Source organism: Streptomyces sp. NPDC037126, from assembly GCF_055605965.1.
Genome location: NZ_JBVJTD010000076.1, coordinates 1 through 3,896 on the forward strand (window position 1 = coordinate 1; position 3,896 = coordinate 3,896).

A 3,896-nucleotide genomic window follows, 5' to 3' on the forward strand; every position below is an offset into this window, starting at 1 on the left:
ACACCGCACGCACACCCGACGGCACATCCACCCCGCCGACACCCGCACAGTCCAGCACCACCACACCCGGCACCGGACCCACACCCTCCGACACCCCCTCCCAACACACCCACGACACACCCGACTCCACACCCGCGGCCGACACGGACCACTCGACCGCGAACAGGGGCCCGGCAGAAGCGGCGTCGGCTGCCAACTGCTCCGCCGAAACGGGGCGGCTCACCATGGACCCCACCGAGAGCACGGGTCGGCCGGTGGTGTCGGTCAGGGCCAGCGCCCACCCGTCCGCGCCCACGCGAGTCAGCCTCACCCGGACCGCGGTCGCGCCCACGGCGTGGAGGGACACGTCGCTCCACGCGAAGGGGATGGCCGTCGTGCCCGAACTGGTCAGGATCGCCGCGTGGATCGAGGCGTCCAGGAGAGCCGGGTGCAGACCGAAGCGCTCCGCGTCCATGTGCGCCTGCTCCGGCAGCACGACGTCCGCGAACAGCTCCTCCCCGCGCCGCCATACGGAGCGGAGCCCCTGGAAGACCGGCCCGTATCCGAAACCGGCACCCTCGAATCCCTCGTACGCCCCCTCGACCGGGACGGGCTCCGCGCCGGCGGGCGGCCAGGACGCCATGTCCGCATCGGGAACGCCGGCAGCGGCGCCATCGCGGAGCATGCCCTCGGCGTGCCGGACCCATGTGGCATCGGCCGAGCCGTCCGTGCGGGAGTGCACGGTGACGTGCCGCCGACCCTCGTCATCCGGTTCGCCGACCCACACCTGCACCTGGACACCGCCGCGCTCGGGCAGCACGAGCGGCGCGGCGAGCGTCAGTTCCTCCACCACGCCGCAACCCACCGAGTCGCCCGCGTGCAGGGCGAGTTCGAGGAACGCCGTACCGGGCACGAGGACGGTGCCCAGGACCATGTGGTCCGCCAGCCACGGGTGAGACTCCACGGACAGCCGGCCGGTGAAGAGGCGCCCGTCTGCACCGGCGAGTTCGGCGGCGGCACCCAGCAGCGGGTGCTCCGCCGAGCCCAGGCCCACGGAGCCGAGTTCCGCCGCCGTGCCCATGGCGTCCAGCCAGTAACGCCGGCGCTGGAAGGCGTACGTGGGCAGATCGACGGAGTGCCGGGCTCCCGAGGCCGTCACCGCGAAGAACGCCCGCCAGTCGACACGCACTCCGACGCCGTGCAGGGAGCCGAGCCCCGCGACCAGGGTCAGGTTCTCGTCCCGGCCCTTGCGGAGCAAGGCGATGGCGTTCGCATCGGTGAGAGCGTCGCGCACCATCCCGCTGAGCACCGCGTCGGGCCCGATCTCCACAAATGCCGTGACGCCCAAGGCGTGCAGCGTACGGATGCCGTCCGCGAACCGGACCGCCTCACGGACGTGCCGCACCCAGTACTCCGGAGAGCACAGGTCGTCGGCGACCGCGCCGGTCAGGTTCGACACCACCGGGATGACCGGATCCGCGAAGGACAGCCCCTCCACCACCCGGCGGAAGCCCTCCAACATCGGCTCCATCAGCGGCGAGTGGAAGGCGTGCGACACCCGCAGACGGGTCGACTTACGGTCCTCGAAGCGGGCGCGGATCTCCTCCACCGCCGTCTCGACACCGGAAACGACCACCGAGATCGGGCCGTTGACGGCCGCGATCGACGCCGACTCGCCCAGCAGCGACCGTACTTCATCCTCGGTCGCCTGGAGAGCGAGCATCGCTCCGCCCTCCGGCAGCGCCTGCATCAGCCGACCACGCGCCGCCACCAACGCACACGCATCCGCCAGCGAGAACACCCCGGCGACATGAGCCGCGGCCACCTCACCGATCGAATGCCCCGCCACGAAGTCCGGCCGCACACCCAACGATTCGGCCAACCGGAACAACGCCACCTCTACGGCGAACAACCCCGCCTGGGCGTACACCGTCTGGTTGAGCAGTTCTTCGCTCTCACCCCAGACCACTTCTCGGAGCGGTCGCTCCAGGTGCTCGTCCAACCCCGCACACACCGCGTCGAACGCCACCGCGAACACCGGGAAGTGTCCGTACAACTCACGACCCATACCGAGCCGTTGCGAACCCTGCCCCGGGAACAGGAAGGCCGATACGGCGCTGCCTCGGGCCGAGGACGTGAGGGAGGCGGGGGTGGGGGCGGAGGGCTGCGCCAGGGCGCGCAGGCCGTCGAGGAGTTCGTCGCGTTCCGTGCCCACGACGAGCGCCCGGCACTCGAGGGCCGTGCGCTCGGTGGCAAGGGCCCGTGCCGCGGCCGTCAGGTCCAGTTCCGGGCGGCTCTCGACATAGGTCAGGAGTCGCGCGGCCTGCGCACGCAGGGCCTCCGGGGTCGGCGCGGACACGAGCCACGGCAATGGTCCGTCGGCCGGGGTGGCCGGGCCGGTGGTCGCGGGCGGCTGCGGGCCCTGCTCCAGGATCACGTGTGCGTTGGTGCCGCTGATGCCGAACGCCGAGACGCTCGCCCGACGCGGCCGGCCGGTCTTTGGCCAGTCCACCGCCTCGGTGAGGAGGGCGACGGAGCCGTCCGCCCAGTCGACGTGCGGCGAGGGCTCGTCCACGTGCAGGGTCTTCGGCAGCACGCCGTGGCGCATGGCCATGACCATCTTGATGACACCGGCGACACCCGCGGCGGCCTGCGCGTGCCCGATGTTCGACTTGATGGACCCGAGCAGGAACGGCCGTTCCTCCGGGCGGTCCTGACCGTAGGTGGCGAGGAGCGCCTGGGCCTCGATCGGGTCGCCGAGCGTCGTACCCGTGCCGTGTGCCTCCACCGCGTCCACGTCCGGGGCCGCGAGTTCGGCCGCGGCGAGCGCCTGGCGGATCACCCGCTGCTGGGAGGGTCCGTTGGGGGCGGTGAAGCCGTTGCTGGCGCCGTCCTGGTTGACGGCGGAACCGCGGATCACGGCCAGGACCTCGTGTCCGTTGCGGCGGGCGTCGGACAGCCGTTCCACCAGCAGGACGCCGACGCCCTCCGACCAGCCGACGCCGTCGGCCGCGCCCGCGAACGCTTTGCAGCGGCCGTCCACGGAGAGACCGCGCTGCCGGCTGAACTCGATGAACATGCCGGGCGTCGACATCACCGTGGCACCGCCGGCGAGCGCGAGGGTGCACTCGCCGGAGCGCAGGGACTGCGCGGCGAGGTGCAGCGCGACCAGTGACGACGAGCACGCCGTGTCGACGGTGACCGCCGGGCCCTCCAGGCCCAGTGTGTACGACACCCGGCCGGACACGACGCTGCCGCCGCTCGTACCGGAGGGGTGCGCTCCCAGGGCGTAGTCGTGGTACATCACGCCCGCGAACACGCCGGTACGGCTGCCCTTCAGCGTGGCCGGGTCGATTCCGGCGCGCTCCAGGGCCTCCCACGACGCCTCCAGCAGGAGGCGCTGCTGCGGGTCCATGTAGAGCGCCTCGCGCGGTGAGATCCCGAAGAACGCCGGGTCGAAGTCGGCCGCGTCGTACAGGAAGCTGCCGCGGCGCGTGTAGCTCTTGCCCTCCTTGCCGGGCTCGGGGTCGTACAGGTGCTCGATGTTCCAGCCGCGGTCGGTCGGCAGGTCGGAGACGGTGTCGACTCCGTCGAGGAGGAGCTGCCACAACTCTTCGGGTGTCGTGACACCGCCCGGGTAGCGGCAGGCCATGCCGACGATGGCGATGGGCTCCTCGTCGGCCGCACGGCCCATCTCCACGGGTACGTCGGTGTCGCCGGCCGTGTCGCCGACCCCCAGTTCGTCGAGGATCCGCTCGGTGACCGTGGTGGCGTTGGGCTGGTCGAAGGCGAGCGTGGCGGGCAGCCGCAGGCCCGTTGCCTTGTTGAGCTGGTTGCGCAGCTCGGTGGCGGCCAGGGAGTCGAAGCCCAGCTCCTGGAAGGGCCGGTCGGGGCCGATCGCCTCGGCCGAGGCGTGT

The 3,896-nt window shown here is 72.0% G+C and carries 1 protein-coding gene; it reads right to left on the reverse strand.

Features of this window, described 5'->3' with window-relative positions; translation table 11 throughout:
- Positions 1 to 3,896 (reverse strand): type I polyketide synthase (locus ACZ7FF_RS44840; RefSeq protein ID WP_470820516.1); only part of this gene is annotated, 3,896 nt, incomplete at both ends.